21 protein-coding genes and 1 pseudogene are annotated in these 17587 nt (G+C 38.7%); 12 read left to right on the forward strand and 10 right to left on the reverse strand.

Features of this window, described 5'->3' with window-relative positions:
- Window positions 1–8: 8 nt before the first annotated feature.
- The 9 genes from rlmN to ACF8D3_RS12975 all read right to left on the reverse strand — a co-directional run bounded on the left by rlmN (window position 9) and on the right by ACF8D3_RS12975 (window position 7955).
- Entirely contained in the window at window positions 9–1244 is a 1236-nt protein-coding gene (gene rlmN / locus ACF8D3_RS12935; protein WP_061396808.1) for a 23S rRNA (adenine(2503)-C(2))-methyltransferase RlmN, read from the reverse strand.
- Window positions 1245–1364: 120 nt separating this feature from the next.
- Window positions 1365–1796: a nucleoside-diphosphate kinase gene (ndk, locus tag ACF8D3_RS12940; protein WP_003654870.1), complete on the reverse strand. Its 432-nt coding sequence runs from the start codon at window positions 1794–1796 to the stop codon at window positions 1365–1367.
- 108 nt (window positions 1797–1904) lie between these two features.
- Window positions 1905–2105, reverse strand: a complete 201-nt coding sequence (iscX, locus tag ACF8D3_RS12945; RefSeq protein WP_004877416.1) for a Fe-S cluster assembly protein IscX — start codon at window positions 2103–2105, stop codon at window positions 1905–1907.
- A gap of 96 nt (window positions 2106–2201) precedes the next feature.
- Complete coding sequence (locus ACF8D3_RS12950; RefSeq protein WP_392471755.1) at window positions 2202–2753, reverse strand: phosphatase PAP2 family protein; 552 nt, start codon at window positions 2751–2753, stop codon at window positions 2202–2204.
- Between the two features lie 24 nt (window positions 2754–2777).
- Window positions 2778–4094 (reverse strand): glycosyltransferase family 4 protein, encoded by a 1317-nt coding sequence (locus ACF8D3_RS12955; protein WP_392471756.1) that lies wholly within the window; start codon window positions 4092–4094, stop codon window positions 2778–2780.
- A 447-nt stretch (window positions 4095–4541) separates the two neighbouring features.
- The gene (locus ACF8D3_RS12960) at window positions 4542–5381 is read right to left on the reverse strand and encodes a symmetrical bis(5'-nucleosyl)-tetraphosphatase (protein ID WP_392471757.1); all 840 of its coding nucleotides are present in this window, start codon (window positions 5379–5381) and stop codon (window positions 4542–4544) included.
- Window positions 5381–6193, reverse strand: coding sequence for a 16S rRNA (adenine(1518)-N(6)/adenine(1519)-N(6))-dimethyltransferase RsmA (gene rsmA / locus ACF8D3_RS12965; RefSeq protein WP_392471758.1), 813 nt, complete (start codon window positions 6191–6193; stop codon window positions 5381–5383). The genes ACF8D3_RS12960 and rsmA overlap by 1 nt, the downstream gene beginning before the upstream one ends.
- Before the next feature lie 40 nt (window positions 6194–6233).
- Complete coding sequence (gene pdxA, locus ACF8D3_RS12970; RefSeq protein WP_392471759.1) at window positions 6234–7220, reverse strand: 4-hydroxythreonine-4-phosphate dehydrogenase PdxA; 987 nt, start codon at window positions 7218–7220, stop codon at window positions 6234–6236.
- Between the two features lie 84 nt (window positions 7221–7304).
- Window positions 7305–7955 (reverse strand): hypothetical protein, encoded by a 651-nt coding sequence (locus tag ACF8D3_RS12975; RefSeq protein ID WP_392471760.1) that lies wholly within the window; start codon window positions 7953–7955, stop codon window positions 7305–7307.
- A 260-nt stretch (window positions 7956–8215) separates the two neighbouring features.
- Between ACF8D3_RS12975 and rplM the strand changes: the two genes are divergently transcribed.
- Window positions 8216–8644: a 50S ribosomal protein L13 gene (gene rplM / locus ACF8D3_RS12980; RefSeq protein WP_004877426.1), complete on the forward strand. Its 429-nt coding sequence runs from the start codon at window positions 8216–8218 to the stop codon at window positions 8642–8644.
- A gap of 12 nt (window positions 8645–8656) precedes the next feature.
- Complete coding sequence (rpsI, locus tag ACF8D3_RS12985) at window positions 8657–9043, forward strand: 30S ribosomal protein S9 (RefSeq protein ID WP_004877427.1); 387 nt, start codon at window positions 8657–8659, stop codon at window positions 9041–9043.
- Between the two features lie 151 nt (window positions 9044–9194).
- On the opposite strand, the pseudogene ACF8D3_RS12990 reads toward rpsI, so the two are convergent.
- Window positions 9195–9335 (reverse strand): annotated as a pseudogene (locus tag ACF8D3_RS12990) (hypothetical protein); the annotation flags it as partial.
- A 294-nt stretch (window positions 9336–9629) separates the two neighbouring features.
- On the opposite strand from ACF8D3_RS12990, the gene ACF8D3_RS12995 reads away from it, so the two are divergent.
- The 10 genes from ACF8D3_RS12995 to ACF8D3_RS13040 all read left to right on the forward strand — a co-directional run bounded on the left by ACF8D3_RS12995 (window position 9630) and on the right by ACF8D3_RS13040 (window position 17579).
- Complete coding sequence (locus ACF8D3_RS12995) at window positions 9630–10289, forward strand: glutathione S-transferase N-terminal domain-containing protein (RefSeq protein WP_061392641.1); 660 nt, start codon at window positions 9630–9632, stop codon at window positions 10287–10289.
- 14 nt (window positions 10290–10303) lie between these two features.
- On the forward strand, window positions 10304–10729 hold the full coding sequence (locus ACF8D3_RS13000; protein ID WP_004877433.1) for a ClpXP protease specificity-enhancing factor: 426 nt from the start codon (window positions 10304–10306) through the stop codon (window positions 10727–10729).
- A gap of 21 nt (window positions 10730–10750) precedes the next feature.
- Window positions 10751–11410 carry a hypothetical protein gene (locus ACF8D3_RS13005; protein ID WP_061392642.1) on the forward strand — a complete coding sequence of 220 codons (660 nt, stop codon included), beginning with the start codon at window positions 10751–10753 and terminating at the stop codon, window positions 11408–11410.
- A 386-nt stretch (window positions 11411–11796) separates the two neighbouring features.
- Window positions 11797–12156 carry a hypothetical protein gene (locus ACF8D3_RS13010; RefSeq protein WP_004877436.1) on the forward strand — a complete coding sequence of 120 codons (360 nt, stop codon included), beginning with the start codon at window positions 11797–11799 and terminating at the stop codon, window positions 12154–12156.
- A 166-nt stretch (window positions 12157–12322) separates the two neighbouring features.
- Window positions 12323–13294, forward strand: coding sequence for a hypothetical protein (locus ACF8D3_RS13015; RefSeq protein WP_061392643.1), 972 nt, complete (start codon window positions 12323–12325; stop codon window positions 13292–13294).
- A gap of 8 nt (window positions 13295–13302) precedes the next feature.
- Window positions 13303–13845, forward strand: coding sequence for an ATP/GTP-binding protein (locus ACF8D3_RS13020; protein ID WP_004877440.1), 543 nt, complete (start codon window positions 13303–13305; stop codon window positions 13843–13845).
- A gap of 23 nt (window positions 13846–13868) precedes the next feature.
- The gene (locus ACF8D3_RS13025) at window positions 13869–14288 is read left to right on the forward strand and encodes a roadblock/LC7 domain-containing protein (RefSeq protein WP_061392644.1); all 420 of its coding nucleotides are present in this window, start codon (window positions 13869–13871) and stop codon (window positions 14286–14288) included.
- A 409-nt stretch (window positions 14289–14697) separates the two neighbouring features.
- The gene (locus ACF8D3_RS13030; protein WP_061396817.1) at window positions 14698–16044 is read left to right on the forward strand and encodes a sphingomyelin phosphodiesterase; all 1347 of its coding nucleotides are present in this window, start codon (window positions 14698–14700) and stop codon (window positions 16042–16044) included.
- A 15-nt stretch (window positions 16045–16059) separates the two neighbouring features.
- Entirely contained in the window at window positions 16060–16989 is a 930-nt protein-coding gene (locus ACF8D3_RS13035) for a lipase secretion chaperone (RefSeq protein WP_392471761.1), read from the forward strand.
- Window positions 16990–17111: 122 nt separating this feature from the next.
- Window positions 17112–17579 carry a hypothetical protein gene (locus tag ACF8D3_RS13040; RefSeq protein ID WP_392471762.1) on the forward strand — a complete coding sequence of 156 codons (468 nt, stop codon included), beginning with the start codon at window positions 17112–17114 and terminating at the stop codon, window positions 17577–17579.
- The last annotated feature ends 8 nt before the right edge of the window (window positions 17580–17587 follow it).

Here is a 17587-nt window from a genome sequence, read left to right on the forward strand (position 1 = left end):
CCCAAGTTTTATCCTTGTGTGCGCAAAATTTCTTGCCGTTGCGCCACTTTCTTTTTCCACTGTTCAGCACGACGCGTGCGATCAGCAACCTGTCCCACTAATTGACCACACGCAGCATCAATATCATCACCACGTGTCTGACGAATCGTACACACAAATCCTGCATCAGACAAAGTTTTTTGAAATGCGATAATACGATTACGGCTTGAGCGACCATAAGGCGCATGTGGAAACGGGTTAAATGGAATTAAGTTGATCTTACTCGGTAAGTTTTTCAATAATTTTAATAATTGTTGTGCGTGCTCTGGTTGATCATTTACGCCATCTAACATTACATATTCAATCGTTACGTGACGGCGAGCACTTTCATTACCATCTTTCGCTAAATAACGCTGACATGCAGCAATCAGTTGTTCCAGTGGATACTTCTTATTAATTGGAACAAGTTCATTACGTAACTCATCATTTGGTGCATGTAAAGAAATCGCCAAAGCGACATCAATATCTTGTGCCAATTGATCAATTTTAGGTACAACGCCTGAGGTCGATAAAGTCACACGACGCTTTGACATTCCGTACGCAAAATCATCTAACATCAATTGCATTGAGCTGAGTACAGCATCATAGTTGAGTAATGGCTCACCCATACCCATCATCACCACATTGGTCACAGTACGTTCACGCTCTGCAACAGGCACGTCTTCCATATAGGAATAGTTCGCCATCCACAACTGACCAATAATTTCAGCTGGTGTTAAATCACGTTGGAAACCTTGTTTTCCTGTCGAACAAAATGAACAGTCAAGTGCGCAGCCCACCTGTGAAGAAATACAAAGCGTCTTTCTTGCGCCTGTTTTATCTTCAGCAGGAATCAAAACAGTTTCAACTAAAGAGCCTTCACCATCACCTACACGAAACACCCATTTACGTGTTCCATCTTTAGAATAATTACGGTGCACCACTTCAGGGGCTTTAATTTCGCAAATCTTTTCTAGTTTTTCTCTTAACTTACCTGAGATATTGGTCATCTCAGCAAAATCAGTCACAAAAAATTGGTGAATCCATTTCATGACCTGACCAGCACGAAACTTCTTCTCACCCAAATCTTCAAAAAACTTTTCTAACTCTGCACGTGACATGCCTAGTAGATTCACTTTTTTGTCGGCAGCATGAACGACAGGCGTAGAAACAGACTGTTGTTTTTCATCTAAATTTTCTGATGAAACGACCACTGCAGAACTCATGAATATTTACCTAAACCATATCAACGCTAGAAATGCTGTGCATTACTTACACAACTCAATCTATAGAAAACAAAAAACCAGATAAGCAGTATACCACTTATCTGGTTCGAATGCTTTGGATTAACGAGTGCGTGGGCAGATCTCGTTATCAGCAAAGAAGTAAGCGATTTCACGCTCAGCTGAAGCAACTGAGTCAGAACCGTGAGCAGCATTTTCGTCGATGCTTACAGCGAAGTCAGCGCGGATTGTACCTGGAGCAGCTTCTTTAGGGTTAGTAGCACCTAAGATTTCGCGGTGAGCAAGAACTGCATTTTCACCTTCAAGAACAGATACAACAACTGGACCTGAAGTCATGAAAGCAACTAAATCACCAAAGAAACCACGTTCTTTGTGCTCTGCATAGAAACCTTCAGCATCAGCTTGAGAAAGGTGTTTCATTTTAGTTGCAACGATTTTTAAGCCAGCTTTTTCAAAACGAGCAAAAATATCACCGATGTGGTTTTTAGAAACTGCATCAGGTTTAACGATAGATAAAGTACGTTCAATCGCCATGATTGACTCCTATTATGGTGTAAACTAAAAAAATTTGCCGCATTATACCGATGTCATCGCCAATAATCAGCTTGAATCTGTAAAAGTTCAGCGATTTCTGATGAATTTTTATCGAACTTCATCCAGCCATGCCATTTGGATTGCTTCTAGCAAACCTTCTGTTGACTTATTAGGATCATCATTAAATTCAGGTAAAGCACAAACCCATGCATGTAAATCTGTGAAACGAATCCATTGTGGATCAACATCTGGATGTGCTTCTACGAGTTCAATTGCAATATCAATCGTATCAGTCCAACGTAAGCCCATATGACAACCTGAATAAATATTTGAGATTGGAGCTACTTTAACAAAACATACGCTTGAAAAAATAGTTTTCTGTTGAGAAATTCACAACCCGATTGCTCACAAAACAATGTTAAAGCTTGGTGCTAAGAGAATAATACTACTTGCAACTGTCGTACCGATTGTCGCACCGACGATCACATCACTTGGGTAGTGAAGACCTAATACCATTCTTGATAATGCAACCAATACAGTAAATGGCAACATCAATATCAGCAAAATTGGCTGTATATAACCTAAAGTAATTGTCACCATAACTGCGTGCAAAGTGTGACCTGACGGAAAGCTAAAATGATCCAAAGGTCGCTCACCGAGGACAATCACTTGATGAACTTGATAAGGTCTTGGCCGTGTTGTTTTGTGTTTTAGATATTTGTATATCAGCGTACCAACCGACCCTGCGACAATTAGATATAAGATTTGAAGACCATATGCCAAGCCTTGTAAAGCCCAAACGGACAACAACATGACATACCAAAATGGCCCATCGCCCAAACGACTAATCGTTTTAAAGAATAAGGCGATACGTTGAGAATGTGAGAGATGGTTAAGGTATACACACCCTTTTAAATCTAAATCTAGTATTTTTATTTTTGCATTTTGAAGATTCATATTTTTCTCCTTTCTGAGGATACTTTAGGTAGAGGTCATGGGAGACTCCTTTGCTACCTGATAAAGTGCTTGTTCTAATTGTTGTACGGGAAACTGCCAGCTACTTTCTTGTACGCTTTCGCTCGCCAGCAATCCCATTTGTCTTAGTTTTGGAAGCGCTGGTAAATGACAAATGGATTGGATTAAATCGGATGTATGCCCAAGCGGACTCAACCATCCTGTTACTTCTTGTTTTACATATTGATGCGCACAAACATAATCATATGCCACGACAGGCAGACCACTTGCTATTGCTTCTAAAACGACATTTCCAAAAGTGTCAGCTTGACTCGCAAAGGTAAATACATCTGCACTCGCATATGCTTCAGAAAGCGCTTGCCCACTCAAACTACCAGTGAAAATAACGTCTTTCGAGGTTGTTAATTTTCCTAAACGGGCTCGATCAGGCCCTTCACCAACAATCACAAATTTAACATTTTCACCCTGTTGTGCTTGCAGAGCATGAAAACTTTTAATCAATACATCCACTTCTTTTTCAGGAGATAATCGCCCCACATATAGCATGACACGGGTATCAGCGTCGGCACCCCACTGTTGTCTTAGCGTTTGCGAGCGATGTTGCGGAGAAAACTTATTGGTATCTACCCCACGCCCAACAATAACTAAAGGACATGTCACACCAAAACCACGTAAGGCTTGTTCCGTATATTGACTTGGAACACAAGTTACATCCGTACTGTTATGAAACCATGTTAAATAGCGCTGGATCGGTTTTACCAAGAAGGCTAAATCAAAGAAGCGACTAAAATCATGGAATGCCGAATGGAATCCGCTTGAGACTGCAATTTTCTTTGACTTTGCAGCTTGGAGTGCCGTCAGACCCAAAGGCCCTTCTGTCACAATATGCACAACATCTGGTGAAAAGCGTTCAAAAGCTTTAGATACTTTAATGTACTGCGGCCAGCCAAACTGTACGCTTGGATACTTAGGGATTGGCTGTGACATGACCAAACATTCCTGATCAGGATGAAATTCAGTACATGCTGCTTTTTGAATTGGACGGACTAATAAGATTTTATGTCCAAGGCGTTGTAACCCTTGGCAAAGCTGCATCATTGATAAAGCAACACCATTAATTTCAGGTGGCCATGTTTCAGTCACAATTGCTATTTTTAAACGGGGACGTACGAGTTCTTCAAGTTCAGAAAACTCATTTTGCTTATTTTTAAGCTGTTTCCTTTTGAAGTAGAATTTAAAACTATCTGGAAACTGATCTTGCTTTAATAAAGATGTCGCGTATGTACTTTGCATATCGCCATCCATTTGTGTCGTTATTTTCATGCTTTACAGCTTATAAATAATTTTTGACACTTTAATGATCAGTGTATGACAGTTTTTTGACAGTCTTAAAATAAAAAATGCCCAGTCTGAAACTGGGTATTTGCACACAACACAATAAATACTTAACCTAAGTTTGATCAGAAACATGATCCTCGGAAACGTCATCAACAACCTGAGCAAGCCAAAGCGATTAAGCATTGGCTTAGCGCAAGATAAACGAAGTGCGTAGTCTAGGACTCAAGCATAGTTTTCATCTTACGGTACGGCAAAGATTATTAATCTTTGCTATTCGTCGCTCAGGTTTTGCCTACTTTTCCCAAAAGAAAAGTAGGGCGAGCCGTAGGCTGATTCTGTAGTCCGATGAGAATTTATCAAGACTCCGTTAAGATAATTTTCCCCAACAAACTCTAGATAAAAATATTTAGATCAAACTCAAATTGTACTTATTCAAGCCAAAGGATTATCCACCGCAAACATGTGTTGATCTTCCAAACGGAACGCCATCAATTGCTGCCCCCAAACACAGCCACCATCAACATTTTGAATTTGAGGATTAATAGTCTTGCCCTGTAAAGCAGCCCAATGCCCAAAAATTAAGTGATAGGTTTGTGCTGCCAGACTTTCAAACTCAAACCAAGGCTGGAAACCTACTGGCATCGGTGCATCAAGCGCATCTTTAAAACCAAACTCCAAACGCCCCTTAGCATCAGTTAAACGCATACGGGTTAAATAGTTGGTAATACAACGCAATCGTGCCATTCCTGTCAGTTCATCTGACCAAAGATCAGGTTGTTCACCATACATTTCAGCAAGAAAAGTATCCAAAACGGTCAGATCATCATGCCCAACAATCTGCTGTACTTCGCTTGCCAACCGTATTGTTTGCTCAGCGTCCCAAATACATGGAACACCTGCATGTGTAATTAGCGTTTTAGCATTTGGACTTAAACTTAAAGGTTGTTTACGCAACCAATCAATCAGTTCATCACCATCTATGGCATCAATAATATCTTGCGTACCATCTTTCTCTTTTGCTTTTTTAAAACCACGCGCACATGCAATCAAGGTTAGGTCATGATTGCCCAATACAGTTGCAGCAGCACCACGATCAGCTAACTTTTTTACAAAGCGTAAAGCACCTACAGAATTCTCTCCACGCGCAACCAAATCACCAGCGAACCATAAAAAATCTTGATCAGGATCAAAACGGATTTCTTTTAGCAATGCTTTCAATGCGTCAAAACAGCCTTGCACATCACCAATGACATAATTATAGCGTTTAGACATTAAGCCACCATTTGATCCGACAATGCGACAAAATCGGCTAAACTCAAGGTTTCAGGGCGGGCCATTGGATCAACACCAGCTTTTTCAAAACCATCATCCGCCAACATTCCCTTTAAACTATTACGTAAGGTTTTACGACGTTGAGTAAATACATGCCCCACTAACCGTGCCAATGCTTTCTCATCTTTTGCAACGATTGGCTTAGTTTCATAAGGTTCTAAACGGAACACAGCAGATGTTACTTTCGGCGGAGGGTTAAATGAACCGGGCGGCACTTCGAATAAGAACGTTGGCTTACAGAAGTATTGGATCATTACTGATAAGCGGCCATATTCTTTAGTGTTTGGTGTTGCAGTAATACGATCAACCACTTCTTTTTGCAACATGAAGTGCATGTCTTTCACTTTGTCGCCAAATTCCAAGAGGTGAAACAACAGAGGTGTTGAAATGTTATATGGCAAATTCCCAACGACGCGAAGCGGACGACCCTCTTGAAAAAGTTGAGTAAAGTCATATTTCAAAGCATCTGCTTCAATAATCGTCAAACGTTCAGGATGAGGTACACGCCCCGGTAAACCAGCTGCTAAATCGCGATCCAGCTCAACAACAGTCAATGCATCACACTCACCAATTAAAGGCGATGTTAACGCAGCCAAGCCAGGGCCAATTTCTACAATATTTTCGCCGGCACGCGGATTCACTGAGCGTACAATTTTGGCAATCACACGTTGGTCATGTAAAAAGTTTTGACCAAAACGTTTTCGAGCCTGATGCCCTTCATCTTTAGGGTTTAGGGCATTAATTTGATACATATATTTATACTCAAAATTTCAGATTTAACTCTCCCCTCTTTTACGCAGAGGGATTTGGGGAGATTCGAGCTAAATCAAGTGCTAAATCTACTGCCACATGCAAACTCGATGCTTTTGCTTGTCCAGTGCCTGCAAGAGAAAGTGCTGTACCGTGATCGACAGATGTACGAATAAATGGTAAGCCTAAGGTAATGTTGACTGCTTCACCAAAGCCTTGTGATTTTAACACAGGTAAACCTTGATCGTGATACATCGCTAAAACAGCGTCCGCATCTTTCAGATTTTCTGGAGTAAATAGAGTATCTGCTGGTAAGCTCAGACTCATTTCAATACCTTGATCGCGATAAGTTTCCAAAGCTGGATTGATCACATCAATTTCTTCACGCCCTAAATAGCCATCTTCACCCGCATGTGGATTCAAACCACAGACTAAAACACGGGGTGCAGCTATTTTAAATTTTGTTTTTAGATCATGAATTAAAATATCAATCACTTGCTTTAGGCGCTCTTTGGTAATTGCATCTGGTACATCGCGTAAAGGCAAATGAGTCGTCACTAATGCAACACGTAAAGTTTTAGTGGCCAACATCATCACCACACGATCAACACCCGCAAACTCTTGGTAATATTCAGTATGACCACTAAAGCGAATACCAGCATCATTGATAATTGACTTTTGCACAGGCGCTGTCGCAACCCCGACACTCTTTCCAGTCATCGCATAATCAGCAGAACGTCGTAATTGTTCTAATACATAGGCCGAATTAGCCGAATCCAATTGACCTAGAACAACTGAGTTTTTCAAAGGTACATGTTCTACAAAAAGTTGCCCCTTTAAACTCGATTGCACTTGGCCATTATATGGAACAATCTCAACATTTAAATTTAACTGATTAGCACGCTGCTCTAGCATTTTTATATCAGCGAGAATAACCACTGGGCGTTCATCTACACGGTTCGCCAAACTCAGACAGATATCTGGGCCAATTCCCGCAGGTTCACCTGAAGTCACATATAAAGGAAGCATAGAAACAGCCAATCATCTAGATTTCAATATAGTGTAGCGAAAATCTAAATGCAGCTATAGTATTTCATTTGAAAAACATCTTAGCTATGGCGTTGTAGACTTCGGTAAATTTTCAGGCACTAAGTTGGAAGGTACAAAATTTGGTGATCTTGACCAAGGATTAATCTTTTGCTGTGTCTTTTTATGCTCAGGACGAGCAACAGTTGCAGACTCATCTTTTTTCTCTACGACAACCACACTACTACTAGGTCTATCGATAACCGCAACACTACTACTCACTTTTTCAGCGACTGGATTTACGACTGTTTCCTTTTTCTCAACAACAGCAATTGGTTGCTCTTTCTTTTCAACTGGCGATGAAGCAACCACACCACTTGCAGGACTCACATAAGGTTGAGCAGCAAGGACACCTTGCTTAACAATTGTTTGCGTCGTTGCTTTCGGTGCTTGAGATGCTGTGCCACTTGATGTGTCTTGAAGATTCATCGGATCCACAGGGATTTCAATCGCTTTCATTTCATTCGTAACAGCCATCATCGGGTCGATATGTTCATCCCCACGACTTTCGATAACTTCAAGCTTTCGGCTAGTACCTTCTTTTGGCTGGAATTCAGAGTAGTTCGTAACACTGGTTTGATCTATCCATTTATAAAGTCGTCGAGCATTTGTCTGTGCTGAACAAACACCGACTAATAGTGCAACTACAACAATTTTTGTAGAAAACGACAACTCCATCAAATTCCCCATAAAAACAAATAAATAATTCTATTTTTTAATTACTTGGTATAAAAATAATAGGGTAAATCCTATACACTCACAAGATAAATAATCATGATTTCCATCCACGCTTGTTGTTTACAAAATCAGTCACATTGCAGCAAAATATGACATCTTGATGGAATTGTTCTTGTGCGCTTTTACAAATTCATATAGAATTCGGTCTCCTTTTGTTTGGGCGATTCCTTGCTCAAACCAACTATAATAGGTAGTGGTTAATGAAAACTCTCAGCGCTAAGCCTGCTGAAGTTCAACACGACTGGTACGTTGTTGATGCTTCAGGCAAAACTTTAGGTCGTCTTGCGACTGAAATCGCTCGTCGTTTACGCGGTAAGCACAAAACATCTTATACTCCTCACGTTGACACTGGTGACTACATCGTTGTGATCAATGCTGAACAAGTTCAAGTGACTGGTAACAAATCACTTGATAAAAAATACTATCGCCACACTGGTTTCCCTGGTGGTATTCGCGAAACTAATTTTGAAAAATTAGTTGAGCACAAACCAGAAGAAATCTTCCAACGTGCTGTAAAAGGTATGTTGCCAAAAGGTCCTCTTGGTTATGCGATGATCAAGAAGATGAAAGTGTACGCTGGTAGCGAGCATCCTCATACTGCTCAACAGCCACAAGTTTTGGACATCTAAGGGATACAGCACATGGCTACTAACTATGGTACAGGTCGCCGTAAGACCGCAACTGCACGTGTTTTCTTATCAGCTGGTACAGGCAAACTCGTAATCAACAATCGTACTTTAGAGCAATATTTCGGTCGTGAAACTGCTCGTATGGTTGTGCGTCAGCCTTTAGAGCTTTTAGAAGCAACTGAAAAATATGACCTTTACATCACTGTTAAAGGTGGTGGTATGGGTGGTCAAGCTGGCGCTATCCGTCACGGTATTACTCGTGCATTGATCGCTGCTGACGAAACTTTAAAACCTGCTCTTCGTCAAGCTGGTTTCGTTACTCGTGACGCTCGTGAAGTTGAACGTAAGAAACTTGGTTTACGTAAAGCTCGTAAACGTCCTCAATTCTCTAAACGTTAATCGTTTTACGAATTGGACAAAAAACCTCGGATTTTTCCGAGGTTTTTTTATTTGCCGATTATTTCTTCTTAGAACAATCCATAACAGCATCACCTGTAGAATACTCTGTCACAAGACAACCATCTTGCATATAAGTCTTAGTTTCTCTTGTCGAAAACGGATGGTCTTCTGGGATTGGTGCATTACATGGCTGATCAGTCTTTTCATTTACCATTTTGATCGGCCCATTATTATAAATCGTTACTTTACATCCCTTGACCACGTACTCACTTTTGATACCACCGTAATCTTGCACCTCATTACAAGCATCAGCACTCTGATCATCACAAGAATCCGCCGCAATTGAGATTTGCATATCATTTTCAGATCGAACATCAACTGCTGATCCTTGATTAGACACACTTGCACAACTGCTCAGCAATAACATACTCGACAAGATCATCAAGCCATAATATTTCATTTAATTTTTCTCTCTTTGAATTTATTGAATATTAGATTTATTTTGAATCATCATATTCTTAAGCTTTAAGTGATTTCCAACGTTAATTTTAGTATTCTAAACAGTCAATCATAATTTTTCGGATTTATGTCTTTAGAAAATCCCCCAAGCCCTGTTCAAGGCATCACATTGTATAGTCATGCCGATGATTTCCGTTCGCACTGGATTCGTTTTTTGCTTGCTGAAAAACAAATTAAATACCATCTGATTCTCACAGATCATGAAGATGAGGATTTGGCTGACCTCAATCCATACAATCAGTTACCAATGCTAATTGAGCAAAATCTAAAGCTATTTTCCCCAAATGTGATTGCAGAATACTTGGATGATCGTTATCGCCAGAATAAACTTTATGCAGATGCTCCTATGGCAAGAGCAGAACAAAGACAATATATTTGGCGTTTTGAACAAGACTGGTTCAAGCTTGCAGACAGTATGCTTCGACATGCAGATACATTAGATTTAACTCAAAAGCAAAAAGCGCAAAAAGAATTAAGAGATACGCTGATTTCATTGACTCCACTATTTCAACACTTTCCCTTTTTTATGTCTGAAACCTTTTCAATTTTGGACTGTATGTTAGCACCGATCTTCTTGCGCTTAAAAAGCATGGGAATCGAGTTACCACAACAACACTGTCGACCTATTTTCTTGTATTGTCATCGTATCTTTAGCCGACCTTCTTTCACTAAATCAATGACAGCTCAAGAAAAAAACAGCTACAATGAATTCATTTCAACGATTTAACAAGTTTATAAATTATGTCTGAGCAAATCACTTTTTCTCCAACACGCCCGTATCTTGCTCGTGCCATTTATGAATGGATTTGCGATAACCAACTAACACCATATTTATTAGTTGATGCGACTCAGCCGAACACTGAAGTTCCTCAGCAATTTGTGAAAGATGGTCAAATCGTTTTGAATTTAGCTCCTCATGCAATTCATCAATTACACATGAGTAATGATGCAATTACTTTTTCAGCGCGTTTTGGTGGAGTGGCCAAAGAAATTTATGTCCCTATTCGGGCTGTTCTCGGCATTTATGCACGTGAAAATGGTCAAGGATTATTTTTCGATCCAAGTGAATATGAAGATATTCAAGAGCAACCAATTACGCAAACAGATGAAACTAAACAAGAGGCGGAACCGAGCAAGAAGAAGCCGTCTTTAAGAATCTTAGATTAAAAATAAAAGAGGACGTCCGAGATGGCATTTGACTTAGTTCAGTATTTTTCTGAACAAATTAAAATTCAAAAACCACAACTTTTTAGCACATACTCGCCCAAAGAGAAGTGTGCATTTGTTGAGGAAGTAAATGCGCTGACATTGGGTCAGTTAATTAGCCTTTGGAAGCAGAATCCACAAAAGCTATATCAAGAAATTAAAGCAACTGACCCGCTTTATATTCAAGAAATTGCACGCCATCTAACAACCTCTGCAAAGAACCAATCGAAATTAACAGCATCAGAGCAAGAATCCAGTATTTCTGAGATTGTGAGCTTACAGTTTAATGAGTTAAATCAATTGGATCAGACAGGCAACTTTGGTCAAACAGGCTTAGCAGAGTTGTTATTAGGACAAGTTGAACATCTTTCTGGCCAAGCAGAAGATTGGGTTTGGTCGACCAATCAGCTCACTGAGCTCATCGGTTCCAAACCAATCGAACAAGAAGAAATCTCTTTAGAAGCAACCATGCAGGAGTTCAATCAAATGGTTAATCAAGCACAGCCTAACGTTCATCACGCAGAAGAACTTGACGTTGAACAACCAAGTATCCCAGGCTGGTCTTACCTGCTTTCCCCAATCGTTGCATTGGTCATTTTGCTGTCACTCTATTGCTCATATAGTCAATTAATCGGGCATTAATTTATTAAAGAGGATGATAGGAAAAGTACAAATGCTTTTCCTATCATACACTTAAAATACTTTTAAATTTATTTAATTATTAATTCAAAACTTTTTAATAAAAAATATTTTACATTTATTTACAATCAAAAAACTTACTTAAAATAAAATATTACTGTGAATAAAATCACAGAAAATTAAAAATATTATCCCCACTTTCCACTTTAAAACGTTTTATTGACAAAAATTGTCAATTAATAGCACTGCTGTGATTTTAATTATTTTCAAACATGATTGATTTAATAAAAGAGTTTCCTATAATGAAATTAACTGCTTTTGAAGAATAATCTAAAACAAAAGTAGGGAATATAAATTCATAAACAAGATGTATTAGTAGAGATAATATCATGGCTAAAATTTCATTAGAAAGCTTGACAAATATTGATGGTTTCGTTGCAGCAGCGTTAGTAGACACAGAAAGCGGTTTGGCGCTGGCAACACAAGGTGGGGGTGCAATCGACTTAGAATTAGCAGCTGCAGGTAATACCGAGGTTATTCGAGCAAAACGCCGTGTTGCCAACTCATTGAAACTCAACGATGACATCGAAGATATCCTGATTACACTTGGTAAGGCATATCACTTAATCCGTCCATTAGAAAGCAATGGCAATCTGTTTCTCTACCTCGTTTTAGACCGTACTAAATCTAACCTAGCGATGGCTCGCCACGAACTTAAAACTTTCGAGAAAGAATTAGACTTTGCTTAATTAATTTTGCAGAATCTTTAATATATTAGACTTCTTGTATATATTTTAATTTTATTTATTTGACCAGTAAGTAAATTTAAAATAATACAAGCGGTCTATTATTAGTCTTTAGTATTAAGACTAAAGTTGTGCAGTCCAATGTTTTATAAAATATTAAAGTGATACTATGAATGGACATTGCATTAATATCGCAATTTCAGGTATAAGTTTAAAAGTTTCAGATGAATTAAAAATAGAACTTAGAAAAACAATACCGAATGAATTTGGAATTAACTGGATTAATATTGCCGATCCAAATATAGACTTATTATTAATAAACGAAAATTTTTTTGATACCGAAGGTATCCAACGTATTATCGAAGAAAAAAAATTACCATGCTTAAAAGTTTCTAAAGCTCAAGGTGCTTGCAACATTGAGGAAAACAACACACTTTATTTGCCATTCCAACAAACCGATGCTTTAAAAAACTGGATTCATCTTCGACTGCTTAGCTATTTGTCACATCAACAATCACAACAACCTCAAGTAAAAGAAGAGGTTTCGACATATCATGTTGTAAATGAGAAATTTCTTAACGATATGTTAAATCCTGAGAATGCTCGGCTACATCTTTTTGATGATCATGGCACGCTAGCAATTATTGATACACGCAGCCAAATTGCTTGGTTAGAGCCGACGAGAACACAAACTCAAACCAATCATAGCTTCAATTATAGCTTTGCAACGACTTCTGACTTTACCAAGGTATCTCGTAAGGTTGAGTACGATCTACAAGATTGGTTGTGGAACCTTTTTTGGCATTCTTTGGAGTTTCAAGCGCTCGCACCAAGCGAAAATGAGTACTTTAAAATCGAATATTGGCCTCAGCCTTTCAAAAGTGCTGACCGCAAAACAACGCTTTTACTCGCAGCATGTTTTATACAAGGAGCTCAACTCTCTCAAGTCGCAACTCAATTAAAACTTCCTATTCAAACGGTTCAACAATTTATTGCTGCCTGCATTGCATCCAATAACGGCGGTATTATTTCAGCATCAGACAGCCATTATTTAAAATCAGAAACAGATGAACAATCCGCTGAACAAAACGGCTTTTTAAATAAATTTTTCGGCAAAATCAGACGCCGATTTGGGCTTTAAGGAATACTATGATTCTCCAACAATATAAAATCGTATTTGCAGGAAGCATGGGTGCAGGTAAAACTGAAGCTATTAAATCTCTCTCTGAAATTCCTGTACTTGCGACCGAAGCATTCAATACAGATAGTCAGGCTCATAATAAAATGCAAACTACTGTTGGCATTGATTATGGTGAAATTACATTGGACGACGGCGCCAAAATTGGATTGTATGGCACGCCTGGACAAGCGCGTTTCGACTTTATTTGGCCAGTGATTTGCCAAGGAGCTCTTGGTGCAATTATTCTAGTTGATCATAACAGTACAGTCCCTCTCGAAGAACTCGAAGGATATTTAGATACATTTAAAGACTATACAAAAAATATCTCGATTGGTATTACTCATGTAGATGAGAACAAAGGACAACCAATTTCAATTTATCGAGATTGGTTGATCCAAAATGACTACCAATACCCTTTATTTTTTATTGATGCTAGAAAACAAGAACACATTTTGCTGATGGTTGAATCACTTATTGCAGCACTTGAAGTGAATCTTAGAGCAACAAACTAATTACTTTATAAAAGAGAAAAATTATGTTCAGCATTCCAAGTCAACAACGTACAGCGCCAACTGAACTTATCCAATTGGCTAAAGCTCAAGCCAATGAGATCATCACCAATATCCGTGGGATTGATTATATTATGCTTTGCTCGACCGATGGCTTTGAGCTGGCTTCTATCTACAAAAAGAATCCATACAACAGTACTAAACTTGCTGCGGTGAGTAGCTCTATTTTGGCGATGGTAAGCGCATTTTTAAATGAGATTCAACTCACAGGCTGTCAGAGTATCACGTTAGATGCTGAGAATGGGAAAGCGATTTTAACATCCATCCCCGCTCCACATCATCCAATGGTGATGGTAACGCTCAGTAATAAAGATGTTTTACTCGGTCAATTACTTTACAGCTTAAAGCAAGCAAGTACTGCAATTGTCGCTGCTGATCAAACATAACACTTTTTTTCTTTATTATTAAGAACCGACAGTGGCCAAGGCTGTCGGTTTTTCATTCTTGCTCGTTATAAAAGTTCTTTTCAATTTTCTGTAACAACACTACTTTTCATAAAATTTAAAACAAAAGATTGATAAACTCACACCCCAGTAATTTTCATTTAAGAAAATTATTGAGTATTTTTTTTCTTTAAAAATAATATAAAAGCAAAATAAATCACAATAATAGTAAAAAATAATAATTATTAAGCAATTAGTTCAGATAAGTGGTCAAAAATTTACATGAATCAGAAACAAATTTTCACTAATATAAATTTCGAACAAATAACAATCATCATTTTTTCAATAATGAATATTTTATAACTTTGATTGTTCTTTGTTCATAGACTTTATGCACTATGGAGAGAGAAAAATGAAGCTGAAGAGCTTAAAACTAGGCGCAGGGGTAGCGTTAATGGTGAGTGGTTTTGCAATGCAAGATGCGCTCGCTGATTCTTATGTTTTTGTCACAAATACCACACCACAAACTGTATCAATACAAGTCAACCATACAGGGACCGACATTTTAGAACAGGGAAATGAATGGGCTCAAGAAGCCACTCAAATTGCACCTTATGAGACTAAACGTGTTCTTCGTATGAACCGTTATACAGGTTTAAAGTCAGGTAAAACTTATAATTTTGATACAGTTGTTACAAGTGGTAATTCACAAGTAACGTTAAAACAAACTATGACTGGCACTTGGTCTGGTAGTTCAATTAAACATGGTATCCAAACAGCATCAACGACCTCTCCTTGGTATTCTGATCGTGATGTACATCGTATCAATACGACCTATGCTGGCTTATCAGCTCAAGCTGCTGTAAAGGCAGAATATACAGGTGGTTATGATGATTTCCATTACACAATCCACCAAAATACTGTACAAGAACCAGTCTCTGCGAGTGCAGATGAATTAAAGGTATTGACGTATAACATTTACGCTTTACCAATGGTTGCGAGTAAAATTAGTGAGCGTTTAGCAGAGCTTCCAAATCATCTAAGTGGTTATGATGTGATTATGATGCAAGAAGCATTCGCCTCTTCTCGTACGGGTATGTTAAATCAACTTGCACAACAGTATCCATATCAAACACATATCCCTGTAGGTTCAGGCTATAACCTATTTGATAGCGGTTTAGTTATCGTAAGCCGATACCCTATTGTAAAAACAGCACAATTGATTTATCCAGATTGCACTGGAACGGACTGTTTTGCTGATAAGGGCGTACTATATGCTGAGATTATTAAAAATGGTAAGGCGTACCATGTGACATCAACACATACCGCATCGTTTGATACGGATGAAGCTCGTGCGCTACGTCAAGTTCAATTCCAGCAAATTCGCCAACTTGTAAATCAGCAAAATGTTCCAAGTTTTGACGCTGTCTTGATGGGTGGTGACTTCAACGTCAATAAATTGTTATGGCCTCAAGACTATCAAAATATGCTGATGAACCTCAATGCAACCGCAGCTCCAAGCACAGGTTATACAGCATCAACTTTTGATCCTCGTGTCAATAAATTGGCTGGTGCAGCAGGTTCAGGTGGTACAGCTGTCGAATACCTCGATTATATCGTTGCGTCAAATACACATCGTCAACCGATCCAATCACGCAATGATGTTCGTATTTTACGTACGACTGCTGACCCACTTTATATGACTTGGGATTTATCAGACCACTTCCCTGTAATGGGACAATTTAATTACAGTCCTTAAACTTCGGAAAACGGTATGAACAAAAGACTATTACTGACAATAATTATTGTTTTAGTGGTCTTGGTCGGGATTGTAGTTTGGAAGAGCACCGCCTCTTCCGCTGCAACCCAGCAAGCCAAATCCACAACAGCCTCTACAAATTCATCACAACATTCAACGAATGAAACGATGCAAAATAAAACTCAGGATGAGCTTCTTCAAGAGTCTTTATCAAAACAACTACATCTGTTGCAGCAACAACCAGGAAATATCACTCAGTTCTTAACTGATTTTCAAGCAAGCTGTAAAGTTCAGGATTGCAATGCTGCGCTTGTCAAAGCTTTAGCCAATTATCCTGATCAAAAATTTGCGCATTTAGTTGAAAATTTATTACAGCGTATGCCGCAATATGAACAGCAAATGCAAAGTACAGTTCTCTCAACAAGCTTATCGCCTAAGGAACGCTTTAATCAGATCTGGGAACTAAGAGAACAAACCTTAGGACAAGCCGAAGCCAAACTTGGTTTTGGACAAGAACGTCAATATGCAGATTACCGATTTGCTTACAATGACTTGGTAAATAATTCGAGCCTTAGCACGGAACAACGTCTTAAAGCCTTTGATGAATTACAGCAACAATATCCAGATGCAGTTCAACAGGAAAGTAAAATTGGCATATATGAACAAGCGTTACGTTTGCTCAATCAAAACTCAAGTAATCCTGCTGAAACAGAACGATTAAAGCAGACTTTACAAGAGCGTTATTTGACCAAACAAGAACAAGTTGATATGCAACTTAAAGAACAACGTGAAGGTCAACAGCAGCAAAAAGTTGATCAATATCAACAAGCATTAAAACAATTACAACAAGATATGGAGCCATTAAAAACTCAGCTTTCAAACACTGAATGGCAACAGCAATATGAAACACGATTAGAAAATTTAAGACTGAAAATGTTTCCTTAGCTTTCGCGCCATCCAGCGACTTGGGTGGCGACTATTTCACCATATTCCATTTTTTCCTATACTGCTAACATTTGAAAAATTAGCTTGTGATATCCCATCACCTCTTTTTGGAAATCAATGGAATGAATTATCCCAAATTCCAACATGACTTAAATATTGCACTTGAATCAGAAATCTTAGGAGAATTAATTTTTCTGAATGCTGCTCAACATGCTCGTTCTATAGAACAACAGCAAAAATGGAAAACATTGGCACAACTGGAAACTCAAACACTTCAACGGTTAGAAGATTTCTTAGCGCAACAGGGTCACACTGCCTCAATTCGACCACACATTAAGTTGCAAGCGAAAGCATCAGGTATCGCGATGGCAAAGCTTCCGTGGAAAGTTGCGATGCATTTGCTTAAACAGGGTACAAAAGCTTTTATGCAAACTTTTGAGCGAATGAATCAACATGCGGATGCTCAAACTCAAGTGTTTCTTCAATATTTATTAGCGCATGAGCAAGCTCTAGCAGAGTTTGCAACTCAAGAATTAAAAGGAAACTCCACCAACTCCTTAAAAGCAGTAGAGAAGCTATTAAAAAGCTAGGTCTAGCC

Source organism: Acinetobacter sp. YQ_14 (assembly GCF_043102985.1).
GTDB lineage: Bacteria > Pseudomonadota > Gammaproteobacteria > Pseudomonadales > Moraxellaceae > Acinetobacter > Acinetobacter venetianus.

Coding starts and splice junctions, on each gene's coding strand:
- rlmN (WP_061396808.1), bottom strand. CDS start 1,244: ATGAGTTCTGCAGTGGTCGTTTCATCAGAAAATTTAGATGAAAAACAA.
- ndk (WP_003654870.1), bottom strand. CDS start 1,796: ATGGCGATTGAACGTACTTTATCTATCGTTAAACCTGATGCAGTTTCT.
- iscX (WP_004877416.1), bottom strand. CDS start 2,105: ATGGGCTTACGTTGGACTGATACGATTGATATTGCAATTGAACTCGTA.
- ACF8D3_RS12950 (WP_392471755.1), bottom strand. CDS start 2,753: ATGAATCTTCAAAATGCAAAAATAAAAATACTAGATTTAGATTTAAAA.
- ACF8D3_RS12955 (WP_392471756.1), bottom strand. CDS start 4,094: ATGAAAATAACGACACAAATGGATGGCGATATGCAAAGTACATACGCG.
- ACF8D3_RS12960 (WP_392471757.1), bottom strand. CDS start 5,381: ATGTCTAAACGCTATAATTATGTCATTGGTGATGTGCAAGGCTGTTTT.
- rsmA (WP_392471758.1), bottom strand. CDS start 6,193: ATGTATCAAATTAATGCCCTAAACCCTAAAGATGAAGGGCATCAGGCT.
- pdxA (WP_392471759.1), bottom strand. CDS start 7,220: ATGCTTCCTTTATATGTGACTTCAGGTGAACCTGCGGGAATTGGCCCA.
- ACF8D3_RS12975 (WP_392471760.1), bottom strand. CDS start 7,955: ATGGAGTTGTCGTTTTCTACAAAAATTGTTGTAGTTGCACTATTAGTC.
- rplM (WP_004877426.1), top strand. CDS start 8,216: ATGAAAACTCTCAGCGCTAAGCCTGCTGAAGTTCAACACGACTGGTAC.
- rpsI (WP_004877427.1), top strand. CDS start 8,657: ATGGCTACTAACTATGGTACAGGTCGCCGTAAGACCGCAACTGCACGT.
- ACF8D3_RS12995 (WP_061392641.1), top strand. CDS start 9,630: ATGTCTTTAGAAAATCCCCCAAGCCCTGTTCAAGGCATCACATTGTAT.
- ACF8D3_RS13000 (WP_004877433.1), top strand. CDS start 10,304: ATGTCTGAGCAAATCACTTTTTCTCCAACACGCCCGTATCTTGCTCGT.
- ACF8D3_RS13005 (WP_061392642.1), top strand. CDS start 10,751: ATGGCATTTGACTTAGTTCAGTATTTTTCTGAACAAATTAAAATTCAA.
- ACF8D3_RS13010 (WP_004877436.1), top strand. CDS start 11,797: ATGGCTAAAATTTCATTAGAAAGCTTGACAAATATTGATGGTTTCGTT.
- ACF8D3_RS13015 (WP_061392643.1), top strand. CDS start 12,323: ATGAATGGACATTGCATTAATATCGCAATTTCAGGTATAAGTTTAAAA.
- ACF8D3_RS13020 (WP_004877440.1), top strand. CDS start 13,303: ATGATTCTCCAACAATATAAAATCGTATTTGCAGGAAGCATGGGTGCA.
- ACF8D3_RS13025 (WP_061392644.1), top strand. CDS start 13,869: ATGTTCAGCATTCCAAGTCAACAACGTACAGCGCCAACTGAACTTATC.
- ACF8D3_RS13030 (WP_061396817.1), top strand. CDS start 14,698: ATGAAGCTGAAGAGCTTAAAACTAGGCGCAGGGGTAGCGTTAATGGTG.
- ACF8D3_RS13035 (WP_392471761.1), top strand. CDS start 16,060: ATGAACAAAAGACTATTACTGACAATAATTATTGTTTTAGTGGTCTTG.
- ACF8D3_RS13040 (WP_392471762.1), top strand. CDS start 17,112: ATGAATTATCCCAAATTCCAACATGACTTAAATATTGCACTTGAATCA.